Origin of the sequence: Xenorhabdus sp. NBAII XenSa04 (assembly GCF_963866145.1) — a bacterium.
GTDB classification, from domain to species: Bacteria; Pseudomonadota; Gammaproteobacteria; order Enterobacterales; family Enterobacteriaceae; genus Xenorhabdus; species Xenorhabdus indica.
This window is the reverse complement of sequence record NZ_CAWMEB010000212.1, coordinates 19,602-43,626: the sequence shown is the minus strand read 5'-3', so window position 1 is coordinate 43,626 and position 24,025 is coordinate 19,602. Positions and strand designations below refer to the sequence as shown.

The 24,025-nt window shown below is 40.0% G+C and carries 22 protein-coding genes and 1 pseudogene; 13 read left to right on the top strand and 10 right to left on the bottom strand.

Annotated elements, in window-relative coordinates; all coding sequences use genetic code 11:
• From arnE to AAC147_RS08620, 5 genes and pseudogenes are all read left to right on the top strand, one after another.
• Complete coding sequence (gene arnE, locus AAC147_RS08640) at nucleotides 1–351, top strand: 4-amino-4-deoxy-L-arabinose-phosphoundecaprenol flippase subunit ArnE (RefSeq protein WP_047680183.1); 351 nt, start codon at nucleotides 1–3, stop codon at nucleotides 349–351.
• Nucleotides 348–743 carry a 4-amino-4-deoxy-L-arabinose-phosphoundecaprenol flippase subunit ArnF gene (gene arnF / locus AAC147_RS08635; RefSeq protein ID WP_047680182.1) on the top strand — a complete coding sequence of 132 codons (396 nt, stop codon included), beginning with the start codon at nucleotides 348–350 and terminating at the stop codon, nucleotides 741–743. The genes arnE and arnF overlap by 4 nt, the downstream gene beginning before the upstream one ends.
• Nucleotides 743–1,228, top strand: coding sequence for a C40 family peptidase (locus AAC147_RS08630; RefSeq protein WP_047680180.1), 486 nt, complete (start codon nucleotides 743–745; stop codon nucleotides 1,226–1,228). The genes arnF and AAC147_RS08630 overlap by 1 nt, the downstream gene beginning before the upstream one ends.
• 77 nt (nucleotides 1,229–1,305) lie before the next feature.
• Nucleotides 1,306–1,708, top strand: a pseudogene (locus AAC147_RS08625) (lipoyl protein ligase domain-containing protein); the annotation flags it as partial.
• Nucleotides 1,671–1,970 (top strand): hypothetical protein, encoded by a 300-nt coding sequence (locus AAC147_RS08620; RefSeq protein WP_187649340.1) that lies wholly within the window; start codon nucleotides 1,671–1,673, stop codon nucleotides 1,968–1,970. The pseudogene AAC147_RS08625 and the gene AAC147_RS08620, both read left to right, overlap by 38 nt.
• 151 nt (nucleotides 1,971–2,121) lie before the next feature.
• Here AAC147_RS08620 and AAC147_RS08615 read toward each other — a convergent pair whose 3' ends face one another.
• From AAC147_RS08615 to fliD, 4 genes are all read right to left on the bottom strand, one after another.
• Nucleotides 2,122–2,859 (bottom strand): cyclase family protein, encoded by a 738-nt coding sequence (locus tag AAC147_RS08615; RefSeq protein WP_047680271.1) that lies wholly within the window; start codon nucleotides 2,857–2,859, stop codon nucleotides 2,122–2,124.
• 676 nt (nucleotides 2,860–3,535) lie between these two features.
• Nucleotides 3,536–3,913, bottom strand: a complete 378-nt coding sequence (fliT, locus tag AAC147_RS08610; protein WP_047680178.1) for a flagella biosynthesis regulatory protein FliT — start codon at nucleotides 3,911–3,913, stop codon at nucleotides 3,536–3,538.
• The gene (gene fliS / locus AAC147_RS08605; RefSeq protein ID WP_047680176.1) at nucleotides 3,913–4,323 is read right to left on the bottom strand and encodes a flagellar export chaperone FliS; all 411 of its coding nucleotides are present in this window, start codon (nucleotides 4,321–4,323) and stop codon (nucleotides 3,913–3,915) included. Before fliS ends, fliT begins: the two co-directional genes overlap by 1 nt.
• Nucleotides 4,324–4,334: 11 nt before the next feature.
• Nucleotides 4,335–5,756, bottom strand: a complete 1,422-nt coding sequence (gene fliD / locus AAC147_RS08600) for a flagellar filament capping protein FliD (RefSeq protein ID WP_047680175.1) — start codon at nucleotides 5,754–5,756, stop codon at nucleotides 4,335–4,337.
• 277 nt (nucleotides 5,757–6,033) lie between these two features.
• Here fliD and AAC147_RS08595 point away from each other — a divergent pair, with 277 nt between their 5' ends.
• From AAC147_RS08595 to fliZ, 3 genes are all read left to right on the top strand, one after another.
• Nucleotides 6,034–7,089: a flagellin N-terminal helical domain-containing protein gene (locus AAC147_RS08595; RefSeq protein WP_047680174.1), complete on the top strand. Its 1,056-nt coding sequence runs from the start codon at nucleotides 6,034–6,036 to the stop codon at nucleotides 7,087–7,089.
• A 292-nt stretch (nucleotides 7,090–7,381) separates the two neighbouring features.
• Nucleotides 7,382–8,104 carry an RNA polymerase sigma factor FliA gene (locus AAC147_RS08590; protein ID WP_047680173.1) on the top strand — a complete coding sequence of 241 codons (723 nt, stop codon included), beginning with the start codon at nucleotides 7,382–7,384 and terminating at the stop codon, nucleotides 8,102–8,104.
• Between the two features lie 51 nt (nucleotides 8,105–8,155).
• A complete protein-coding gene (fliZ, locus tag AAC147_RS08585) occupies nucleotides 8,156–8,671 on the top strand; it encodes a flagella biosynthesis regulatory protein FliZ (protein ID WP_038259499.1) in 516 nt (171 codons plus the stop codon).
• Between the two features lie 106 nt (nucleotides 8,672–8,777).
• Here the strand turns inward: fliZ and putA are convergent, their stop codons facing one another.
• A complete protein-coding gene (gene putA / locus AAC147_RS08580) occupies nucleotides 8,778–12,770 on the bottom strand; it encodes a trifunctional transcriptional regulator/proline dehydrogenase/L-glutamate gamma-semialdehyde dehydrogenase (protein ID WP_047680171.1) in 3,993 nt (1,330 codons plus the stop codon).
• A gap of 547 nt (nucleotides 12,771–13,317) precedes the next feature.
• Between putA and putP the strand changes: the two genes are divergently transcribed.
• Nucleotides 13,318–14,802 carry a sodium/proline symporter PutP gene (gene putP / locus AAC147_RS08575; RefSeq protein ID WP_047680169.1) on the top strand — a complete coding sequence of 495 codons (1,485 nt, stop codon included), beginning with the start codon at nucleotides 13,318–13,320 and terminating at the stop codon, nucleotides 14,800–14,802.
• Between the two features lie 188 nt (nucleotides 14,803–14,990).
• On the opposite strand, the gene ghoS is transcribed toward putP, so the two are convergent.
• Entirely contained in the window at nucleotides 14,991–15,299 is a 309-nt protein-coding gene (gene ghoS / locus AAC147_RS08570) for a type V toxin-antitoxin system endoribonuclease antitoxin GhoS (protein ID WP_047680167.1), read from the bottom strand.
• A 605-nt stretch (nucleotides 15,300–15,904) separates the two neighbouring features.
• Nucleotides 15,905–16,657 carry a M48 family metallopeptidase gene (locus AAC147_RS08565; protein WP_047680163.1) on the bottom strand — a complete coding sequence of 251 codons (753 nt, stop codon included), beginning with the start codon at nucleotides 16,655–16,657 and terminating at the stop codon, nucleotides 15,905–15,907.
• A 486-nt stretch (nucleotides 16,658–17,143) separates the two neighbouring features.
• Here AAC147_RS08565 and cycA point away from each other — a divergent pair, with 486 nt between their 5' ends.
• Nucleotides 17,144–18,544, top strand: coding sequence for a D-serine/D-alanine/glycine transporter (cycA, locus tag AAC147_RS08560; RefSeq protein ID WP_047680161.1), 1,401 nt, complete (start codon nucleotides 17,144–17,146; stop codon nucleotides 18,542–18,544).
• 214 nt (nucleotides 18,545–18,758) lie between these two features.
• Here cycA and AAC147_RS08555 read toward each other — a convergent pair whose 3' ends face one another.
• Nucleotides 18,759–18,956 carry a hypothetical protein gene (locus AAC147_RS08555; protein WP_047680159.1) on the bottom strand — a complete coding sequence of 66 codons (198 nt, stop codon included), beginning with the start codon at nucleotides 18,954–18,956 and terminating at the stop codon, nucleotides 18,759–18,761.
• Between the two features lie 120 nt (nucleotides 18,957–19,076).
• On the opposite strand from AAC147_RS08555, the gene AAC147_RS08550 reads away from it, so the two are divergent.
• A complete protein-coding gene (locus tag AAC147_RS08550; RefSeq protein WP_047680157.1) occupies nucleotides 19,077–19,580 on the top strand; it encodes a GNAT family N-acetyltransferase in 504 nt (167 codons plus the stop codon).
• Nucleotides 19,581–20,557: 977 nt separating this feature from the next.
• Here AAC147_RS08550 and AAC147_RS08545 read toward each other — a convergent pair.
• Entirely contained in the window at nucleotides 20,558–21,445 is an 888-nt protein-coding gene (locus AAC147_RS08545) for a LysR family transcriptional regulator (RefSeq protein ID WP_052189438.1), read from the bottom strand.
• Between the two features lie 126 nt (nucleotides 21,446–21,571).
• Here AAC147_RS08545 and AAC147_RS08540 point away from each other — a divergent pair, with 126 nt between their 5' ends.
• Nucleotides 21,572–22,489 (top strand): DMT family transporter, encoded by a 918-nt coding sequence (locus tag AAC147_RS08540; protein ID WP_231571359.1) that lies wholly within the window; start codon nucleotides 21,572–21,574, stop codon nucleotides 22,487–22,489.
• A 295-nt stretch (nucleotides 22,490–22,784) separates the two neighbouring features.
• Nucleotides 22,785–23,108 (top strand): phage holin, lambda family, encoded by a 324-nt coding sequence (locus tag AAC147_RS08535; protein ID WP_047680155.1) that lies wholly within the window; start codon nucleotides 22,785–22,787, stop codon nucleotides 23,106–23,108.
• A 123-nt stretch (nucleotides 23,109–23,231) separates the two neighbouring features.
• Here the strand turns inward: AAC147_RS08535 and AAC147_RS08530 are convergent, their stop codons facing one another.
• The gene (locus tag AAC147_RS08530) at nucleotides 23,232–24,017 is read right to left on the bottom strand and encodes a heme ABC transporter ATP-binding protein (RefSeq protein ID WP_369793136.1); all 786 of its coding nucleotides are present in this window, start codon (nucleotides 24,015–24,017) and stop codon (nucleotides 23,232–23,234) included.
• Between the last annotated feature and the right edge of the window lie 8 nt (nucleotides 24,018–24,025).

Sequence of the window (24,025 nt, the reverse complement as noted above, 5' to 3'; positions counted from 1 at the left end):
ATGAACAGTAGTATAGGGTTATTGATACTGGTTAGTTTATTAACTTGTGCAGGACAAATTTGCCAGAAACAAGCTGTTACCCATTGGGGAAAAAAAGATGATCCCTATAAACCAGCAATTGTAGTGGCATGGTTGGTTGGTGCCATTCTTCTGTTAGGTATAGGGATGATCTTCTGGCTACGTTTGCTGCAATTTCTACCGCTGAGTATTGCTTATCCTATGCTGAGTATCAATTTTGTACTGGTCACGCTGATAGGACAATTTCTGTATCATGAAAGAGCCGGAATAAAACACTGGATAGGTGTATTTTTGATTATGTTGGGAATTTTATTGATGAGCTTAAATCAATGAAAGGGTATTTTTGGGGAGTGGTAAGTGTCCTGCTGATTACTGCTGCTCAGCTATTATTGAAGTGGGGAATGGCACAATTACCTGAACTTTCTTTGTCTAGACATTGGTTGGATGTCGGTTGGCTTTGGATGCATCATAGACCTTTATTGATGGTGATGATGGGACTAGTGAGTTACGCATTATCCATGTTCAGTTGGATTTTTGTTTTGAAATATCTGCCGTTAAATAAAGCCTATCCGCTTATCAGTCTGAGCTATATTTTTGTTTATCTATTGGCGGTATTATTACCCTGGTTTAATGAAGATATTTCATTACTGAAAACAATAGGGATCTTGTTAATTTCATTGGGAGTTTGGTTTATTAGCAGACCAGAAGGCAGAGAGGCTGATTGATGATTATAAGAATAAGACATTTATGTTTGTTACTGAGCTTATTTCTGATTGGGTGTTCCAATCCTGTTTCGAAATCAAATTTACCTCCATTACGAGCAGCACTTTCTGATCCGATTATTGTTATTGCACAGTTAAAAGAGCAGCTTACCCAATGGCAAGGAACGCCTTATCGTTATGGTGGCATGGATCGGCGAGGTGTTGATTGTTCTGGATTTGTTTATCGTACTTTTCATGATCGTTTTAATATCCTGCTTCCACGGACAACGAGTGAACAGACCCAATTGGGTACACGGATTAATAAAAAAGATTTAATGCCGGGTGATCTGGTATTTTTCAAAACCGGTAGTGGTGATAATGGGTTACACGTTGGTATTTATGATATCAATAATAAATTTATTCACGCATCGACTAGCAAAGGTGTAATACGTTCCTCTCTTGATAATATCTATTGGCGTCGTGTTTTTTGGCAGGCCCGCAGAATATGATCTCAGTCTGAGTCACCAATTGAATCAGCACATTATGATATCCTAAGACACTGTTTTGCTTTGTTCGGAGACAAATAATGTCCAGATTACGCTTACTGCTACCTGATTCCCACGATCCCTGGTTTAATCTCGCTGTTGAAGAGAGTATTTTCCGTCAAATGTCACCAGAGCAACGTGTTTTGTTCTTATGGCGTAATGCAAATTCTGTTGTCATAGGGCGGGCTCAAAATCCGTGGAAAGAGTGTAATACACGGCGTATGGAACAAGATGGTATAAAACTGGCACGACGTAGTAGTGGCGGCGGGGGCCGTTTTTCATGATCTGGGAAATACTTGTTTTACCTTTATGGCGGGTAAACCAGAATATAACAAAACGGTTTCTACTCAAATCATTCTGGATAGATTAAAAAAATTTGGTATTCATGCAATGACTTCTGGCTGTAATGACTTGGTTTTGTCTTTATCGGCTGGGGAACGCAAATAAAAGACCGGTATATTTTGGTGGGTTTAATATTCCTGCATGTGAATATGGACTGCGAACTCCATGGAATCCACTGACCTCAGATATATTTTCATCGGAAATACAAATTAATGGATGGCGTGCTTATAGAGAAGCGATGGCGTTAAAATCTTATTTTAAAGGTTTCTCCATATGGTTTATTGGATCTTATGATAAAAAACATCCATATCAGATCCAGAGTAAAGAAGCGGAAATAATTATTAATGAGTGGTATAAGGAATAGTTTTAGTTATTCGATATTCAAATATAGTGGTTTAAGAAAATATCTTAATTTATAAATATAAGTATAGTTTAATAAATATAAGTAGTTCAAGCTTGCTATTTTCTTCTGTCAATTGACAGAAAGAGTTTGAACTACATTATCGGCTTGAAGGTTATGGAATTATTGCAAACGAACGTACCGGAAATCCCGCAGCCTTTTCTGGTTTAGCGACAATATTAAAAATAACCGCCCCACGAGTTGGCACTTGATCTAAATTGGTCATCACTTCTATTTGGTAAGTATCTTGTGCCAATACATAATTCTCGCTGAGTAACGCACCATTCTTTCTGGAATCTTTGGCCGAATCAGTATCAAAAGTCTCGTGCCCGATGGCTTTTATTTTTCTTTCTTCAAAGAGAAACTTAAGGGCATCTAATCCCCAGCCGGGTGTCTGGTTATTTCCGTTGATATCTTTATTACTCATTTTTTCCTGAGATGGCCAGCGTTTACTCCAGTCTGTTCTTAGTGCGACAAAAGTACCTGTTTCAATAATGCCATGTGTAGCTTCAAACTGGAGAATATCATCTTTAGACAGTGAGAAATTCGGCTCTTGTTTTGCCCGTTCTGACTGATCAATGACAATTAATGGTAACACGAGCTCTTTTAATTCCAATTCGTTAAGGAAACGAGCATCAGGTATAAAATGGCAAGGGGCATCAATGTGAGTGCCATATTGACCAACAAAAGTAAATTGTTGGGCGAAGAATCCATCTGGATAACTAAACAGTGTCTTAATTTGAGCAGGGTCAAACATAAAAAAATGGGGTGAGTCTTGATCAAAACTATGTGTCAAATCGATCCATTTTTTAGATTTTAATAAAGTGAGTGCCTGTAAGATATCATTTGTCATAACAGCCTCATCTTGTTTAATTGTAGGGGGATTTTTGAGAAAGACAGGATACATTTTCAATCGCAGGTGACTACTTAAGCAGTCACCAAGACCTGTCTGTTTGTGAATATTAATAACTTCCAAGAGTGATATCAATATACCCGTCGTCTTTCAGGTTGCATCTTGAAATCCATAGGGTATATAGGTGGGATTGATAAATGAACACTCCTTATTTGAGATAATTTATGAGGTAATAATAACCATTGGAGATTTTTTATTATCGATAAAAGGGATAATGACTGCTATTGTTTGGGGATAAAGTGGTTCCCATTTTGAATAGATTATTGGTAACTTATTTTTTACTAGTGGATGCCTGTCAATTAATGTTGTGAAATTAAAAAAAATTCTCATATCATTCCATTGAATATCTAATTTTTAATTAATAATAAATTTTGATTATTCTTCCGACTGCTTATTGCCTGAAAAATCTATTATCATCATCCATGAGTTAGTTTTTTGTTTTAAAAATGTATATGTTTTATATTGATCGTTTGCAAGTTATGCATAAAATATAATGCCGAATTAGACTACCCGAAAAAGGGATGGTGACTAAATGACACCACCTGAAATGAATATCAATAAACGATACGACTAATTAATATTATATTAATAAAACCTCATGGTGTCGTTGTTATATTTATGTCTTCTCTGTTGTAGATGTTAGCTCTATTTCATAATCACTGATCGGGAATTGCCCATAAGTATCATGTAATAATTGCTTACAGCTTTCCTGTTTAATCAGGTCGCTAAGTTCATCTAATCGTTTTTGCAATAACCTCCTGGTTTCTTTTTCATTATCTAAGACAGTTTGCAAAATTTTGGTTAATTTCTGCTGCAATGAAATAGGGGCATCTGAATCTTCTGATAATAGAGTAACCACTTCTACTGCTTTCAGGTAGGTGATTTCCATATCAACAAGTACATCCCACTTTTCATTTCTGGCTAAATTAAGCATCTGCTCACTTAAATTAAGGATCTGCTGGTAAGCTGACAAAAGATCCAGATCATTTTTCATCAAACAATATCCTGACTGGCGTTGTAATGAGGACCTATTTGCCGCCAAGAATCTGAAATCTCGGTAAGTAAATCAATCACTTCGGTAATAGCCTTCTCATCATTGCGTAAATTGGCATGGAGTAAACGGCGACCCATATAATCATATAAAGCAAAAAGATTCTGGGCAATTTCGCCGCCTTTCTCGAAATCTAATGCATCTTTGAGACCATTATCAATGATATTTATCGCCTTTGAAATAGCTAAACCTTTTTCCGGAATATTCCCCTGCTGCATCAGAATAATTGCACGACGCAGGGCGCTGAGCGCCCCATTGAACAATATCTGAATCAACTGGTAAGGAGAGGCATTCATAATTTCGCTCTCAAGATCTACCTGAGCGTATAACTGGCTTGCCGAACGTTGATACATAATATCCTTTATTATTTTAAAAGCTGGGCCAGGGATAAGCTTGATTGGCTCATTGAACTGACAAGTTTATCCAGTGCTGTAAATTGTTTTTTATAGCGTGCCATCGTAGCATCAATGTTTCTGTTGGTCTGTTCTACTTTCCTTTCCAGTGTTTTCAGACTCTTATTGATACCTTCGGTTACTGTTGCGATAGTTCCTTCATGGCTATCCAACGTTTTTTTCAATAAATTATAGGTCTGGGTTGCAAAACCAGTTTTTTCTCCATCCCCCATAAAGAACGCTTTAACGTTGGCAGGTTTTTCTTTCAGGTTTTTTTCCAGTTTTTCGTTGCTGATTTCCAACGTACCATCCAATTTCTGTTTGATGCCCAATTTATTTAGGGTAGCAATATCAACGACTTTTTGTGCTGCAAATAATTGTTGCCTTAGTTGGCTTTGAATACCTTTTAAAGTACCGTCACCCAGTAAGGGACCATTGTCTTTCGAAGCCGCTTCACCTTTCCCAACTTTTTTAAATTTGGTCAGTGAATCAAAAGTGGTTTGTACTTCATTATAAGCATCAACCCACTTTTTGATTGCCTCTTTCATTGGTTCGATATCACGGGATATAACCAAAGTTTCTGATTTTAGCGTTTTTCCATCAGCTTCTTTTTCTGAGACTTTTTTCAGGTCTAGGGTAATACCTTTCGGAGCATCTTTTATCTCATTAGTTTGGCGTTCAATTTCAATGCCACTAACTGTTAATTTTGCATTGGCCGCTTCTTCTGTTTGTGTCATTGTACCAGTGCCACCACCTTTACCGTCAGATGTATAGTTCAGCAACTTACCCAACTGATCATCACCTTCAACTTTGATAGTCATGACGGATTTTGTGCCAGCCTTTTTTGAAGTCAGGAACAGATAGTTTTCATTATCTTTTGCTTTCATGATGCCGGCACTAACGTTACCCTCTTTTTTATTGATAGCATCACAGATTTCAATCAGAGAAGTTTCATTATCTTTCAGGGAAATGCGCATTGGCTCTTTTTCACCTGGCTGATTGATAATAATGGTACGGGTGCCTTTACCTTGTTCTCCTTGCAGGGCTTCTTCATCAGCAACTTTTGTAGTGCGTAGAGACTGAGCCTTTGCGAGTTGTTTGACTTCAATAACATAGTTACCCGGACTGGCTTTGGAATCCGTACTGGGTGTAAATGATTTATGATCTTCGCTGGTTTTGGTCGTATTGAGCTTATCGAATTTTTTGAGTTCTTCGGATGCACTCTTTAACTTTTCCAGGCTGCCTTTTAAAGTGCCAAAACCGGTTAGCTTAGCTTTATAGCTGCTTTGTTGCTGTGTTAATGGTTGTAAACGTTTTCTTTCATGTGCTTCAAGTTTATCCAGTAAGTTTTGATCCACCATCCCAGATAATCCTACTGAGGAAATGCCAGCCATATTGACTCCTTTTAATAAAAAGCATCGCTGGACTTGTTATCGGATTAATTTGTGAAAAGTTTACTGATAAAATGATTTTTTTGATTGACAGAATAGTTGATGAGAACAGGCGCTGTTTGGGTTATCGGGGGAAAAGGGAGAAAAAAATAAAAAAGTTTTTTCAAGAAATATTAAAGGTTCTTTTTAAGGGGCCGATAAAACTGTTGGCGGTGATGAACACCGTGAGCAAACAAGCTCAAACTAATTATATCGACTTGATTTTAAAAGGAACTCTACTATGGCATCAGGCATTTATACTAACTCCTTATCTCTGCTGGCGCAAAATAACCTGACGAGATCTAAAGGTACTCTGGGTACAGCTATTGAACGTCTGTCTTCTGGTTTACGTATTAACAGCGCGAAGGATGACGCTGCTGGTCAAGCGATTGCTAACCGTTTTACTGCTAACGTTAAAGGTCTGACTCAGGCTGCTCGTAACGCAAACGACGGTATTTCCATTGCCCAAACTACTGAAGGTGCGCTGAACGAAATCAATAATAACCTGCAACGTATCCGTGAGCTGGCTGTTCAAGCGCAAAATGGCAGCAACTCTAAGAGCGATATCACTTCTATCAACCAAGAAATTACTGAGCGTTTTGACGAAATTAACCGTATTTCTGAACAAACTCAATTCAATGGTGTCCGTGTTCTGCGTGAAAACAATTCCATGTCTGTTCAGGTTGGAGCTAATGATGGTGAAGTCATCAAAATCAATTTGAAAAAAATTGACCGTGAGACTCTGAAGCTGGATAAATTTGAGTTGGTTGGTAACAAATATGGTGCAGAAGTGGAGAAAGTTGTTGACAATGTCACTGATCCTAAAAAATCTAAAGATGTCAATATAGATAAAGCTAGTTTAGCTGCTATAGCTGATGTCAAAAATGCGAAAGTTCACTACGCTGAGGGTTCAACTGATAAATTTATTATTCGTGGTGAAGATAAAGATGGTAAGACAGTAATGTTCAATGCGGATGTTGATGTTAAGACAGGTAAAGTTACTAAGAAAGATGCTATTGACATCAAAAAACCTTTAGAAGATTTGGATAATGCTTTATCAACAGTTGACAGTCTGCGTAGCTCTCTGGGTGCAGTTCAAAACCGTCTGGAATCCACTGTTAACAACCTGAACAACACCGTTAACAACCTGGAAGCAGCAAGAAGCCGTATCCAAGACGCTGACTACGCAACTGAAGTTTCTAATATGAGCCGTGGCAACATCCTGCAACAGGCGGGTACTTCTGTTCTGGCTCAGGCGAACCAGATTCCACAAACTGTTATGTCTTTGCTGCGTTAATTTTTATTTTCCAGCTAAGGATTTATGCAGGGCAACCTGCATAGCTCCCGCTTATAAAATAAGGATCGGCTTGCCGATCCTTATTTTTTAGCCTCTGCTTTACAGAAACTGTTTGCTAAAAACGGTTTTAATGTTCGTCAGGGACAGCCTGAAACTTGCGATGCATTCGGGCGGACAACAAAAATTTCGCATAGGTGAAAAAGAAGCGCTTTTACTTCATTGTTCAAACGATTGTACCGATTAGGTGATTGGATAATGGTATCCAGTCTCTTATCCAAAGGTGTCTGTTGTTGTGAGCGATTTGTATACCGCCGAAGGCGTGATGGACAAAAATAGCCTCTGGAAGCGCTATGTACCACTGGTTCGCCATGAAGCACTGAGGCTACAGGTAAGATTGCCTGCCAGTGTAGAGCTTGATGACCTGCTTCAGGCCGGTGGCATAGGGTTGCTGAATGCGGTGGAACGTTATGATTCCTTACAAGGAACGGCGTTTACCACCTATGCGGTGCAGCGCATCAGAGGTGCAATGCTGGATGAGTTGAGGAGCCGTGATTGGGCGCCGCGTAGTGTGCGACGCAATGCACGGGAAGTCACGCAAACCATCCGTAAACTTGAGCAAGAGTTAGGCCGTCCAGCCAGTGAGCAGGAAGTTGCTAAAGAATTAAAGATTAATCTGATAGAATATCGGCAAATACTGTTAGAAACCAATAACAGTCAACTATTTTCTTATGACGAATGGCACGAAATTCATGGTGAAAGCTGTGAACCAGTGATTGAGGAAGAGCATGAGACAAACCCTCTGCAACAATTACTGGAAGGTGACCTCCGTCAACGGGTTATCGATGTCATTGAATCGTTGCCTGAAAGGGAAAAAATGGTTCTGACGCTGTATTATCAGGAAGAACTTAATCTTAAAGAGATTGGCGCGGTGCTTAATGTGGGGGAATCTCGCGTGAGTCAGCTCCACAGCCAGGCAATAAAAAGGCTGCGGGCGCGTTTGAATCCAGAGAAGTAACTTTTTGCTTATTTGTTTTTTGTTAAGACTACACACAGGGCTTTATCTCTTATGTCTGTTACAACACAAAAGAAACGGCCTCTCAGCCGTTATATTAAGGACTATAAACATAGTCAGACTCATTGTTTACATTGTCATAAGACGCTTGACCGTATTTCCCTTGTTTTTAACGGTCAGGTCATCAATAAAGAAGCAATTTCTGAGATGACTGAACTGGTGGATGACAAAACATGGAGTGAGTTACAGGGCAAATTTGTAGCGCTGTGCCGCTTCTGTAGTGAAATTTATTGCAACAGCCAGACTGATTATTTCGACATAATGTCATTTAAACAGTATCTGTTTGAACAAACAGAGATGAGCCATAGCACAGTACGTGAATATGTGGTTCGTTTGCGGAGACTGGATGAATTACTGACATCAAGTAATTATCCTGAAGAAGAGTTTACACCAGAAAAAATTCAGGAAAAATTGAGTGAGAAATTGTCTCAGTCCGCTTTCAGTAACTACAATATCGCGTTGCGTAAATATGAGCAATATCTGAGCTGGCAACAGAACGGGCATTGTTAATTAGACAAAGACACAGCGTTTGTCGGGCTGAACAATTTTAGAAGGGGATGCGATAATAACGCATCCCCCTCTCTTCTTTTTTTAATCCGTTTTTTAACCCGTTCTTTTAACCAATAGTCATTAAGCTGGCGTTACCACCTGCCGCCGCAGTATTAATGCTTAAAGAACGTTCGTGCAATAAACGCTCCAGTAGCAGATTAGTTTCACCACGGGCAAAACCCTGTACAGAAATAATCGGCCCCTTGCGTTGTGCGACAGTTTCACAAATATAGCGAAGTTGATCACAATCACCATGATAAATGACCGCTTCTATTACTGTATCTTCTGTCGTGTCTTCATTCTGCCAGTCATTGACCAGATGAATGGAATGACGAATTTCACCCGGTAATTGTTGCAGCAATTGTTGGTGCAGATCATCTTTTTCCCAAATAGCCTGACAGCCAACAGAAAGCACTGCTGCCAATTGGGTCAGCGCATCCTGTTCATTATCCGCGAGGCAAAGAACTTGACCACGTGGTAACAGAGTATAGGTATTACGTTCTCCCGTCGGTCCCGGTAATACGCGTGTTGTTCCTCCCTGAGCCAGTAAGCTATATTCCTGAATGACCTTGTTCAACGCTGAATGATTATGTGCAATTGCCCACTCAGCCAATTTGTTGAAAGATAAATGCAGGGCAGTACGGGCTTTGGCATCCAGTGAATACTCTTCATCCTGTCGCGCCAGTGTTCGAGTCACAGCATTGACTGGACGTTGGGATAACAGGCGATAAAGATAGAGTGGTCCACCTGCTTTTGGCCCTGTTCCCGATAATCCTTCACCACCAAATGGTTGTACGCCGACAACAGCACCGACCATATTGCGGTTGACATATAAATTCCCGACTTTTGCTTTACTGGTGACTTGAGCGATGGTTTCATCAATGCGCGTGTGAACACCCAATGTTAAGCCGTAGCCGGAGGCATTAATCTGATCCAGCAATTTATCCAATTCATCCCGTTTGAAGCGCACAACGTGCAAAACCGGACCAAAAATCTCTTTTTTCAATTCATCAAAGCTGTCCAGTTCAATAAGTGTTGGTTTGATGAACGTACCTTGTGACCATTCTTGTCTGTCTGCTGTATTTTCATGTACAGCCTGATAAATTGTTCTGCCTTTGGTACGCATGGTTTGAATATGGCGTTCGATATTTGCTTTTGCTTCAGCATCAATCACCGGGCCGATGTCTGTGGCCAGGTGTTCAGGATTACCCATCCGGCATTCAGCCATCGCCCCCTTCAACATAGTGAGCGTTCTGTCGGCGACGTCATCTTGTACACAGAGAATGCGCAGGGCAGAGCAGCGTTGACCAGCACTGTCAAAGGCAGACGCAATAACATCGGTGACAACCTGTTCTGTCAGGGCAGAAGAATCGACAATCATTGCATTCATGCCGCCTGTTTCTGCAATCAACGGCGTTGGACGCCCTTGTGCATCAAGGCGACCGGCTATAATGCGTTGTAACAGGCTGGCAACTTCAGTAGAGCCAGTGAACATCACACCACGTACACGCTCATCACCTACCAGCATTGCGCCGACGGTTTCCCCTGGCCCCGGCAGCAATTGCAGTACGTCGCGGGGAATACCTGCCTGATGCAGCATTTTAACGGCAACCGCGGCAATCAACGGTGTTTGCTCTGCCGGTTTTGCCAATACACTGTTACCAGCGGCTAATGCTGCGGCAATCTGACCGGTGAAAATTGCCAGAGGGAAGTTCCACGGGCTGATACAAATCACAGGTCCCAACGGGCGATGTGTATCATTGGCAAAATCCTGACGAACCTGATCCGCATAATAATAGAGGAAATCTACTGCTTCACGGACTTCTGCGATAGCATTGTTAAAAGTTTTACCCGCTTCACGCACCAGAATGCCGAGCAGGGATTGCAGGTTGTTTTCCATCAACTCCGCAGCACGCACTAAGATAGCCGCTCGCTCTGATGGTGGTGTTGCGAACCAGATTGCTCCTGCATTCGTGGAGACTTCCAGCGCATGGTTGACTTCCTGCTCAGTGGCTTCACGAACATAACCAACGGTATCAGAAGATTTGGCCGGATTATTGACGGGCTTGGCTACAGGTAACTTTCCGGTATGGTCGTAATTACCACCCAATAGTGGTTCGCTGTTCCATGTTTCTATTGAAGAACTCAGCAGGGCACTGGAAAGTGAAGCCAGTCGGTGTTCATTGGAAAGATCAAGCCCCGATGAATTGACGCGGGTTTTACCGTACAAATCAATTGGCAATGGGATTTTCGGATGCGGCAAGCCGATTTGGCCTTCGGATTTAGCCAACTCTTGTACCATTTTCACCGGATCAGCTATCAGTTCATCAATCGGCAGGGAGGTATCTGCTATGCGGTTGACGAACGATGTATTAGCCCCATTTTCCAGCAAGCGGCGCACCAGATAGGCTAATAACGTCTCATGTGTTCCGACTGGCGCATAGATGCGGCATGGTCGATTGAGCTTGCCATCAGCAATTTTGCCAACCACCTGCTCATAAAGCGGTTCACCCATACCATGCAGGCACTGGAATTCATATTGGCCCGGATAGTAATTTTGCCCCGCAAGATGGTAGATAGCAGACAAAGTGTGAGCATTATGAGTAGCAAATTGTGGATAAATAAGATTGGGAACGGAGAGTAATTTGCGGGCGCAGGCAAGGTAAGAAATATCGGTATACACTTTGCGGGTATAGACCGGGTATCCTTCCAGCCCATCGACTTGGGCGCGTTTGATTTCGCTGTCCCAATATGCACCTTTTACTAAACGGATCATTAACCTATGACGGCTACGTTGGGCCAAATCGATAATACTGTCGATCACGAAAGGACAGCGTTTTTGGTAAGCCTGAATTACAAAACCAATTCCGTTCCAGCCTTCCAGTTGTGGTTCAAAACAGAGCTTTTCCAGCAAATCGAGAGAAATTTCCAGACGATCAGCTTCTTCTGCGTCGATATTGATACCAACATCATACTGGCGGGCTTGTAAGGTTAATGCGAGTAAGCGTGGATAGAGTTCACTTACAACACGCTCATACTGGGCACGGTTATAACGGGGATGCAGGGCAGAGAGTTTGATGGAAATTCCCGGCCCTTCATAAATGCCACGCCCGTTTGATGCCTTACCAATCGCATGGATAGCTTGTTGATAAGAAATCATATAAGCCTGTGCATCTTCTTCAGTCAGAGCGGCTTCGCCAAGCATGTCATAAGAGTAGCGGAATCCTTTTTCTTCCAGTTTGCGTGCATTGGCGAGCGCCTGGGCAATAGTTTCCCCTGTCACAAACTGCTCACCCATCAGGCGCATTGCCATATCCACGCCTTTGCGTACTAATGGTTCACCACTTTTGCTGATGATGCGATTTAAGGATTTGGAGAGTTTGGCTTCATTGTGGGTAGAGACCAATTTACCTGTAAACAACAATCCCCATGTAGCAGCATTGACGAACATGGACGGGCTTTGACCAAGATGTGAATACCAATTGCCGTTACTGATTTTGTCACGGATCAGGGCGTCACGGGTTGCTTTATCGGGAATGCGTAAAAGTGCTTCGGCAAGGCACATTAATGCAACACCTTCCTGTGAAGAAAGTGAGAATTCTTGCAATAACCCCTGAACCAAACCGGAACGACCAATACCCTGTTTCTGTTGGCGTAATTTCTCCGCGATAGAATAAGCAAGATTATGGGTTGCCTTAGCTTGCACTTCTGATAATTGAGCCCGTTGCAGCAGCATAGGAACTGCTTGCGTTTCAGGCAGACGATACGCAGCAGTAATTGCGGAACGTTTCACCGATTGGGGTAAAATATGTTCGGCAAAATCCAGAAATGGTTGATAAGGGACCTCAATCTGTGATTCTTCTTCGGAAATCTTTTCTTCTTTGTTATTCTGAGCGGCTGATATTTCTGGGATCTTTTCCTCATTTTCCAGACGTTCAAGATAATTAAAGATGGCTTGCTTAATCAGCCAGTGTGGTGTGCGTTCAATTCGTTGTGCAGCAGCTTTAATACGATCACGCGTTGCTTCATCGAGCTTCACGCCCATAGTGGTACTACCCATTCTCACTCCTTAATAGGTAAGACTAATCAAGTTACAGAACAATATCTTCCATGTTGCAACTTTGTGCAACTCTGTTAAAAGCTGTTGTTTGGAATTTGTGAAATTAATCTGGTTTTGATGGTGTAGTTAGTGCGTTTATGATTATTAATGAATTATCCATATGATATATAAGAGCTTGCTATCATATTTCTGAATCAAATCATAATCGATCGTTTTATAAAAGGTGCAACTTCTGGAACATAAATGTGACTTGGCGAGCGTTTCTTGTAAAAAATGCCGTTAATCAGTTGTTAAAAATGTTTTAGCTAATCTAGGATAGAGAGTGATTTAAAAACAATTACAAATATAAACTATACATATCGGAACAACGCCACCTTCAGTGACATTATCTTCGGTACAACTCTGGTATAACCGGACAAGTGAATACTTGCTTTGAAGGTATATTGTGCTGAAGGGGGGAATTTTAAGTACAGATAACATCATTGACGCAAATCAGACCGTCTGAATAAACAGGATTTGCAAAAAAATACTATGGAGAAGAACCTGCATGACAGTAAATTCACCAATGCTAATTACCTTTATTGTCTATATTGCCGCGATGCTGCTGATAGGCTTTATGGCTTACCGCGCTACTAAGAACTTCGATGATTATATTCTAGGTGGACGGCGATTAGGCAGTGTGGTAACAGCATTATCTGCTGGCGCTTCTGATATGAGTGGCTGGTTATTAATGGGGCTACCGGGTGCGATTTTTTTAGCGGGTATTTCCAAGGCCTGGATTGCGTTAGGCTGTCTGCTTGGTGCATACCTGAACTGGAGATGGGTTGCAGGGAGATTACGTGTACATACTGAAGCGAATAATAACGCTTTAACATTACCGGACTATTTTACCAATCGTTTTGAAGATAAAAGTAAACTTCTGCGCATTATTTCTGCGTTAGTCATTTTAATTTTCTTCACAATTTATTGTGCATCTGCTGTTGTGGCTGGTGGATTATTGTTCGAAAACTCATTTGGTATGAGTTATGAAAAAGCAATTTGGCTTGGTGCATTAGCTACTATCGCTTATACCTTTCTCGGTGGTTTTCTGGCGGTAAGCTGGACCGATACAGTTCAGGCATCTTTAATGATTTTTGCTTTGATTCTGGTGCCTGTTTTGATCCTTTTTAAACTTGGTGGATTTGAATCAGCTATTGATATTATCAAAGCAAAAGATCCTGCTTATCTGGATATGTTTCAGGGTTTACAGACCATCACTATTATCTCCTTATTAGGATGGGGATTCGGTTATTTTGGTCAACCACATATTCTGGCTCGTTTTATGGCGGCTGATTCTCATCAGACTATTCATAAAGCTCGTCGTATCAGTATGACATGGATGTTTCTATGTCTCGCAGGAACGGTTGCTGTTGGCTTCTTCGGTATTGCCTATTTTGAGCAAAATCCAGCGCAAGCGGGAAATGTTATGCAAAATAGTGAGCGGATTTTTATGGAGTTGGGAGTCATTTTATTCAATCCGTGGATTACTGGGGTATTACTGTCTGCTGTTCTGGCTGCGATTATGAGTACCTTGAGTTGTCAATTGCTGGTTTGTTCCAGCGCATTGACAGAAGATCTCTATAAAGCATTTATACGGACGAAAGCAAGTCAGAAGGAATTGGTATGGATTGGTCGTTTGATGGTTCTGGTGGTCGCAGCTATTGCGATAGCGATAGCAACCAATCCGAACAACAAAGTGTTGGCTTTGGTCAGTAATGCCTGGGCTGGCTTTGGTGCTGCATTTGGTCCAGTAGTATTAATTTCAGTGCTCTGGAAACGGATGACACGTGATGGGGCATTGGCTGGTATGGTGGTGGGTGCCATCACGGTACTGGTGTGGATGGAATATCAATGGCTTGGTTTGTATGAAATCATCCCAGGATTTATTTTTGCTTCTCTTGCGATTGTGGTCGTAAGTTTGTTGGGTAAAGCGCCAAACCAGGCCATTCAGCAGCGTTTTATTGAAGCAGAAGCTCAGTATAAGACTAAATAAATTCTATTAAAAAACCTCTGATATTTTGGAGGTTTATTGATTAGTTATCCCCTGTATCTTTCAAATTACAGTTTTGTTGAATGCAACTTGAAAGGTAGAGGGGTTATTATCAATTAATCCCTTCATGTCCAATCAAACAAAGCTGGTCTCCAAAAAATTATTGGAGAACCAGCTTGCCTAAGTTTTAATTAGGATTCTGATGCAGATCCAGACATAGATGCCGGATAAAGATAAGCAGACCATTCACTATACTGACAAACAAATATAGAAGCAGCTTTTGATGATAATGGATTAGCTAATTTAAAAACTTTATCTCTTAATTCAGTAGCAGAATTTAGCGAGTTTCCAATATAAGTTCCGGTAGGTAATGCCATAATTTCGCCGCTGTTGTATCTGACTGTTCCATGAAAATTAATTATTTTCATAGATTCATTAAGAGCGTTATGCTCTTTTGGGCCTGCACCAAAAATTTCAACGCGAATCAGATAATTAGCCATATATCGTCTCTCTTTTATTTAAGAAAATATCAGGTATCCACTTTTTTGACCACAGAACGTTATAATTACATCCAATCTCTTTCCGAGGCTGGTGTGGCGGTGAATTTAACAGGTATTAATGATGTCTTACCATATCAATAATTCACAGTTATTTGAGGAAATAGTCATGTAAGTGGAAATAGCAAAGCATAGGAAAGAAAAATAGTATTTTTTCGGGTTTTAGTATTCTGAAAAATGAATATTTAATTATAAGATTAAGAAATAAAATAACCTTGAGAAATGAGTAAATAAAAGGAGCTGATTTCTGGGGAATATGTAGGTTAGGGTGTGCCATTATTTTAGTTGAATTAATGAAAGCAATCCTGCTGTTTTAATTTTGCATGATGGGAAAAACGGAAATAAGAGAATGAACGTTATTTTTTTAATACGGAAACTGCTTATTGTGTCTGCCAGACATGAAAAAACAGCAAAAATCATCGAGATCACAGAAAATTTCAGCTAACTTGACAATCGCCTGTTCCTTTTTAGATCGGTTTTTTATTCGTCTAAAATTCTAATCTTGGAACAGGCTCTTAGTTCAATTTTTTACCCAGAATGCGGGTTAATTATTTCTTTTCTGCTGCGATACGATCACGAACGTGTTGAGCACGCTCCTGTGAAGGCGGGTGTGAATCAAACATACTGGTTTCACCACTGCCCAGTTTAGCCAGTTTCTCGAAGCTGGTGACTAAACCCTCAGTTTTGATATTGCGTTTTTTCAGCAGATCATAAGAGAAGTCATCAGCTTGACTTTCCTGATGCTGCGAGAACTGCGAGTTGATCAGTTTTTCCCCCAGTGCTGCAAGCTGAGAATCACTCAGTTGTGCAGCTACACCACCGGCTGATGCAGCCGCGGTACGTGCAGCAACTGTAGCATAAGCAACCTGTATTGCTTTACGGGAGTGGCCCAGTGCAACATGACCCATTTCGTGGCCTAGAACGCCTTCGACTTCATTGTCGTTCATCATGTCCATCAGGCCGCTATACACACGCACGCAACCGTTAGCCATTGCCCATGCATTCACATCATCAGTCAGATAAACTTTATAGTTAACTGGTGTACCGTTAACTTCGTTACCTAATGCTTTGGCGATTTTGTTCAGACGCTTAGTGTATTGGCTGGATGCCGGTGCAATTTTATTCTGTGCATCCATATCATTACATGTTTGGTCAGATAACCGTTTGACATCAGAATCACTTAAAGTCGCCGCCTGGAATAGTTGCATTCCGGAGTGAACCAGCATTCCATGATCAATATTCTTACAACCTGTCAGAATTACAGCAGAAACAGCTACTGCAACAAGTGCTTTAATTTTCATAATGTTTTTTCCTTTGCAATACATGCAACTATAGTATTTCAAGAGCATTAAAAGATTATGAATTTTGATAAAAATAACAATAGAAATAAACACTAATAGTTATGATTATGTGAATTTGGTTACAATTTTAAAAAATAATCAAAATATTAAGTAGAGTAATTTAGTTTATTTTTTTTAACAAAATGACTTTTCGTCTATTTAATATGAATTCTCAAAATATAAGAGTGCTTTCTTACTCTTCATATCGCGAGGAGTAAAGGGTTTTGAGAGCTAAATGTCTCGTTATTATGAAAAGGCAGTTATACGCTTTCAGTAATTGAATAAAATAAATACAGCATCTAATTTTGTGAGTAGTGTAAAATACAACCTATTGGTTTTTCGTGTAAATTCGCTCTGTTAATACTGTAGTTGTCTATGTCACAATGGCTCCTTAAACACAGCTTGCTGCTATTGAGGTCATGCTGTGAGAATAAACTGGATACAACTATGGAAGAAAAAATACAACCTACACACCCACCTAAAACTGAGGGTTTGCACCTTCAGCGAAGTCTCACTAACCGACATATACAGCTTATCGCTATTGGAGGAGCTATCGGAACTGGTCTGTTCATGGGATCAGGTAAAACTATCTCTCTGGCGGGGCCATCGATCATTTTTGTCTATATGATCATTGGATTTATGCTGTTTTTTGTGATGCGTGCAATGGGAGAGTTATTACTTTCCAACCTGCATTATAAGTCATTCAGTGATTTTGCCGCAGATCTACTTGGGCCATGGGCCGGTTTTTTTGTGGGCTGGACTTATTGGTTCTGCTGGGTAATTACCGGTATCGCTGATGTTGTCGCTATTACCTCTTATGTCGGATATTGGACACCTGATTTTCCTGAATGGGCCACCTCACTTCTATGTGTTTTGGTATTGCTGACTCTGAATCTCGCGACAGTAAAATTGTTCGGAGAATTGGAGTTTTGGTTTGCGATGATTAAGATTGTTGCCATTGTCGCCCTGATTGTGACAGGGGGAGTACTGATTGGCATCCATTTCCAGTCACCTGCGGGGTATGTTGCCTCCCTTACTAACGTTTGGGCTGACGGAGGTATGTTCCCAATGGGGCTGAGTGGCTTCTTTGCGGGCTTTCAAATCGCTATATTTGCTTTTGTTGGAATTGAATTGGTAGGAACCGCTGCTGCGGAAACCAAAAATCCAATGCAATCCCTGCCAAAAGCAATCAATGCTATTCCGATCCGAATTATCACATTTTACGTGTTAGCCTTGATTGTTATTATGTCGGTTACTCCGTGGCGTGCGATTGTGGCAGATAAAAGCCCATTTGTGGAATTGTTTGTCCTGATTGGATTACCGGCAGCAGCCAGTATTGTCAATTTTGTGGTTCTGACTTCTGCGGCTTCTTCAGCAAACAGTGGGGTTTTCTCCACTAGCCGGATGTTATTTGGTTTGGCAAAAGAAGGGGATGCACCAAAACAGTTCAGCCGTCTTTCCCGACGATCGGTTCCTGCATCGGGTCTGATATTTACGTGTTTATGCCTCTCCTGTGGTGTCATTTTGATCTATTTTATCCCCGATGTAATGCGTGTCTTTACATTGGTAACGACAGTATCTGCCATTCTGTTTATGTTTATCTGGAGCATGATTTTGTGTTCCTACCTAGCTTATCGGAAACGTCGCGCTGAGTTGCATAAGGCATCTGTTTATAAAATGCCATTCGGTATTGTCATGTCATGGATGTGCTTAGCTTTCTTTGCTTTCGTTTTGGTATTGTTGTCGTTGCAGCCTGATACCAGGCAGGCACTGATTGTTACACCAGTCTGGTTTATTATTTTAATGATTGGGTTTCAGGTTGTGAAAAGGCGCAGAGCCCGTCTTTAGTCGTCGAATAATTATTCTGTATAGCTAATGGCCTCGTATCGGGGCCATTTCTTTGTTGCCCCTAATTTGTTCTTTTTACTGTAGTTTTGTAAAAGATAGCTTGTATAGTCAGTTTGCCATTTTTGTCCCTTGATGGAATCTTAGTTGCCATGTACCAGATGCTGATAACTGCCAAATGGATGAACGTAGGACTTTGTTATAGGGATGTCCTGATTTATTCTTTTCTATTTCTTTCTTCTTTTAATGCATCTTCCACAATTTTTTTAGTATAAACATGACCTGACTTTCCTATTTCCAAGAAATCATCATGTAAGATGGTATTTATCCATTTATTATCATTTCTTTTTTCTCTATGTAGACTTATTTCAAGACTTTTTATCAATGCAAAGATAGTTGAGTTTTCTTGCTTCATAGATCACCTCAAAAAGTAATGGTTCAGTAAAATAGCTATATTTAAATTTGTTAAATAATCTCTTTACATCTAATGTATTATCAGTTAATTATAAAAGAGTCAAATTTAAAAGAGGATTATATGGAAATTAAAATTAGATCTGCTGAATCAGAAGATGCTGAGCATTTTCAGCGAATTTTCGGTCACCCTGATGTTTATTCTTGTACATTACAACACCCATGTCCTTCCCGTGAAATGTGGCAAGATCGTCTTAAACAAAATAATACTCAAGGTATACTCGATTTTGTGGCGGAAATAGATGGCAAGGTAGTAGGTACAATAGGGTTATTTACTTATGTTAATCCAAGGCGCAGACATGTTGTAGGTATTGGTATCGGTATTGATGCTGGCTATTCAGGTAAAGGTATTGGCTCAAAGATGATGGAATTTGCCATTGATTATGCCTTCAACTGGCTTGCTTGCATCAGGATTGAATTGGAAGTATTCACTGATAATGAGAAAGCAATAGCACTGTACACTAAATTTGGTTTTGAAATGGAAGGCATCAAACGTAAAGCTGCCTTTAAAAATGGTCAATATTGTGATGTCGTGGCAATGTCTCTAATAAATGATCGCATGTTATAATATTTTATTAGATAGTAAAATACTAACTAAAACTGCTTTTTATTTTTGCCCTTATGCTATAACCAGATTTTTATTTTGATAATCTATCTAATTTTAATCATGTCTGGTCAAATGGATTTTTTTCCAGTTTTCCAGACATGAATTATAAAAATATTAGTAAAATCAGCCGAGTATAACCGTCAATCCCACCGATGTCACCAAGACAAAAAACCTGTGCAAGATCACACTATTTTTAAATCAGAAATACGGTACGGAATGACGGTACTATAGGAATAGGTAACCCTGTTTTTAATGAGAGATCTTTATTTGAAGTGCGTTCTGCCAAATATAAGTATACAAGGAATTTTTCCAGTGCTTCAATCGGTTGAGATAAATTCATATTGTTTTTTATAGTATAGAGTATATTCATTGTAATCTCTTTTATATTTTCCTAGCCATATCGATAATATAATCTAAGTGTTTTTTTATTAATTCAGTTGTTGAAATTCCTGTCAACGCCATTACAGTCAATCTCTCAAAAATAAGGGCGGTTTGTTCTGCTTTTTTTGTTCAAAATCAGTTAATCTAAGAATGATTTTTAAATTGGATTATATATTGATGCTTTTTCTGTGCTTGCATTTCATTACCTTTGAAAACGACATCAATGTCACTTTTGAAGTAATCTATGTTAAATATTTTGCTTTTGCAATAAGAATATTGTCCATAAATAAATATGAGATTATTTTTATATAGTGATTATTGTAAATTTTACTATAACAGTAGGATTAACTAACTATATAATATTTACTACAATCGCTATCACTTTGCAGTAAATATTATAGATGTCCGTTATTACTATTGAATGACAATTAAAATGAGAAAACTATAAGTCAGCATACATATATCATAAATAAATGAGATTTATACTGGGGTATGTTTATGTCATGTGAGTATTGCTCAATATAGTTTGATTTCTTTATCTTTTTCGTGATTTTTATTTACCCGGAGAGTTGCTTTTGATTTTGAGAAACAATATCTGTTAGAAAATCCGCGACTTTCCTTATCCTGGGAGTGTGTGCTAAATCTGCCTGAATAACAAGCCAAAGAGACCGTTCTAACTCCGGGTGCTGTGAAATACAAATAAAATCTGTAGTGTTGGCAATAAAGTGGGGCAGTATTGCCAATCCTAAACCTGCTTTTACTGCCGCAATTTGGCCTGAAAGTGAAGTTGTAGCTATAGAGAGTGGGCGGCCTTTCAAAATTTTCTCCGTCCATTTGGATGATGGGAGTTGCAGGTATTCATCAGTCCAACTGATAAAATGGATGTTGTCATATGTGCCTTCATGTATTTTATCTTGATGATTTATATAATATTTATTACTGGAATATAATCCAAAACCCAATATACCCAATTGACGCACTGTAACATGGCCTTGTTCAGGTCTGACAAGACGAAGGGCTAAATCAGCATCACGACGATGAAGATTTACAGTCTGTACATCAGTAATGATTTCCAGCGTCAGATCTGGGTAGTTTTTTTGTAAGATTGACAGATTAGGAATAATTAAGTCGTTAGCAAGAAGTTCGGTTGTTGCGAGACGGACTTTACCCGCGATTTTTGTACGTATATCAACCTCAGTCAGAAATGAATTTGCAGCGATTTCCATTACTTTGGCTTTTTCCAGTAGTTCCCTTCCATCTTCTGTTAACTGATAACCTGTCTGATGACGGAGGAATAAAGGCATTCCGAACGTTTTTTCAAGCCGTTCAATTTTGCGCGATACCGTTGCGATACCAACACTAAGAAGCATTGATGCATTACTGATAGTTCCAGTTTGTGCGACTGCCAGGAATACTCGAATATCATCCCAACTAAATGATTGCATATTATGATTTCCGTTTTTGGAAAATTATCTTCTACTTATGACTAAATATTTCATTTTTGAACTATGCCACAATAATTTCAATAAAAACAACCCAATTATTTTTCTAAAAATTAAGAGAGCTAAGTCATGAACATACGGATAACACCACAGTTAGCGGTTATTCTGACGTTAATTGCAACATTTTTATGGGGTTCAAACTTTCCGGTAACTAAAATAGTGCTTGTAGATCTCCCTCCGTGGACAGCTTCTGGTGAACGTTTTGTTTTTGCTGTTTTGGGTATTTTCATTTTTATGATGTTTAGAAGAAAAATTAATGGCAGGGCGTTTAAGAAAAACTGGTTGGCTTTTATTTTTCTTGGAGGAATTGGTATCGCGGGATTTAATGGAGCATTGTTTGTTGGTCTCCAACATGGACATCCTGTGACTGCTGCATTAATAATGGCAACGACACCAGTTTCTGCCAATATTTTAGAAGCTATTATTAACCGCCGTTTCCCTGAAATAATACGTGTGGTTGGAATGATTATTAGTTTACTTGGAGTGGTATTGGTAATTACCAATGGTCAGTTGATTTTTGGTGGCGCGGTTCATATAGAAAAAGGGGTATTGATTATTTTTGCAGGGAGTCTCGGTTGGGCAATTTATACCGTTGGAATTCGTGTTTTTGTTACAGAAGCAACTCCACTTGAAACTACCAGTTGGACAATGTTTTTTGGCATGATTATATTGGTAATAGTTGCAATTTCTGTTGAATCTCCTGTGCCTGCATTATTATCAGCATCATTTGAGAGTCATTTGGCGAGTATTTATATGGGTATTGCAGGTTCTTTTTCTGCTTATCTTTTTTGGAATATAGGCATTGCTACTCGTGGGGCAGGTAAGACAGCAATATTTTTTAATTTTGTACCTATTTTTGCATTAACGATACAGATAATTGTAGAGGACAGGTTCAACTTAGTTCAGTTTATTGGTAGTACTCTTACTATTATAGGCGTACTGTTGGGGCAAGGTACTATCAAAATATTCCGAAGAACGCTGCCGTGATATTAGCATTGTGGTAACCAGAGAAAAAATGAATGTGATGAAACTAATTAATGAGCTGTGGCACATTTGGGGCAACATTTGACAGTGTGATTTAGTACTGAGCAGAGCACAAGTATATGACAGTGTGGTTGCCTTATGCTGACGTTAATATGGATATATACAAAACGTCACTCAGTACTGGATCAATCCCTGTCTAACCGATTCTGATTTGAGAAATATCAGACTGGAACTGTGATTGAATCGCCAGAAATAGCTTTATATCTGTGACGTCAATTATTCAATTATGGAACTAATGATGAAAGAACACCCTGATTTATGGATTGAATTGATGGATAGCCTGAGAAATGCCTGGCCACAGATATCTGGTTCCTTGCTGGCTATTATGATCTGTTATGGACGTCTGCTTTATGACGGTGTAGAACGAAAAAAACGCTGGATTGAACCTTTTTTATGTGGGGCGTTGTCATGGGGATTCTCAAGTGCGCTGGAACTGGTTGGTATTCCCAGCAGCATGTCACCTGCGCTTGGTGGCGCTGTGGGGTTTATTGGTGTAGAAAAATTGCGCGAAATTGCGATCCGTATCATTGATAAGCGCTTGGATGAAAAATCACATGATTAAAGAAAAGACTGAGAATTTTACCTCACGATTAACAATCTTTTCTTTATGATGCACAAGCTGCATTTCATTACGTAATTTAGCATATGCCATATCAATCAGCTCCCGAGGTATTCTGATATACCATTATTGCCGGAGGTAAACTTGCGGCTGGTAAGTTTCAGGATGCCGGGTTACGCCTAAATCAGCCCGATACCATTGTTTAAGGATATCATTCCGCAGGACATCCTGTGGTGTGCCGGATGCAACTAACTTTCCTTGATGTAATAGGATAATTTTATCCGCATAGAGTGCAGCCAGATTTAGATCGTGCAATACGCAGCAGACAGCAAGAGGGTGTTGACGGGTCAGGTTATGAACAAGTCGCAATGTATGCTGTTGGTGGTAAAGATCCAATGCTGAGGTTGGCTCATCCAAAAACAGACAGGACTCTGTTGGCTCTGGATGCCAGAGTTGAGCCAGCGTCCTTGCCAATTGAACACGTTGCTGTTCTCCGCCAGAGAGTTGCTGATAATTCCGATGCCTCAGTTCTTCACACTCTGTTAATGCAATTGCTTCATCAATAGCAATTTGTTTATGAGCGTTTTCATGGGGGACTCGTCCCATTGCAATAATTTCTTCCACGCTGAAAGGAAAAGAAAGTGAACTGTATTGCCGCATTACTGCACGGATCCGCGCAAGTTTTTGGGTTGGCCATTGGAGCAGAGGGATTCCTTGTAACAGGCATTCGCCACTGTTTGGTGAAACATAACCGGTTAACAGCCGTAATAGCGTCGATTTACCTGCACCATTGGGACCAATAATTGCAACCACTTCTCCTTGATGGATAGAGAGCGAAACCTCTTTGATGATTTGGTGCTGCCCAATGAAGTAGTTCAGATTTTTGGCTTCAAGTAAACTTTTTGACATTATCGGCTCCA